This is a genomic window from Italian clover phyllody phytoplasma str. MA1 (assembly GCF_000300695.1).
Classification (GTDB): domain Bacteria; phylum Bacillota_I; class Bacilli_A; order Acholeplasmatales; family Acholeplasmataceae; genus Phytoplasma.
In genome coordinates this window covers 1-390 of the sequence record NZ_AKIM01000158.1, presented here as the reverse complement: position 1 = coordinate 390, position 390 = coordinate 1, and the positions used below count along the sequence as shown (strand labels likewise).

1 protein-coding gene is annotated in these 390 nt (G+C 19.7%); it reads left to right on the top strand.

Translation table 11 applies throughout. The features are described from left to right. Positions 1-67 precede the first annotated feature (67 nt). Positions 68-390 (top strand): SVM family protein (locus RI01_RS03105; protein ID WP_017193211.1); only part of this gene is annotated, 323 nt, incomplete at its 3' end.

The window sequence follows — 390 nt, the reverse complement described above, 5'->3', positions numbered from 1 at the left end:
AAAATAATAAAAGAACCAGCGATGACTGGTGATAAAAAAAGAATAAAAATAAAAGGAGATTTAATTAATGTTTAAAATTAAAAATAATTTATTATTGTTATTAAATGCGTTTATTGTATTTACTTTATTAGGATTGTTTTTAATTACTAATAATCAACAAGTAATGGGGATGAATAAAGATATTGCTAGTGCTAGCAATAATAATCCAAACATAACTAATTACTCTATTGAAGAAAATATAATTAATTTAAAATATAAAATTCGAGAAAATGCAGTTAAAAAAATAAATACAGAAAGCGAAATACAACAATTATCAAATAATGATCCTAACAAAAATATTCTTTTAGCCTTAAAACAAAATTTAGAAAATTTAATTCATAATCAAAAAGA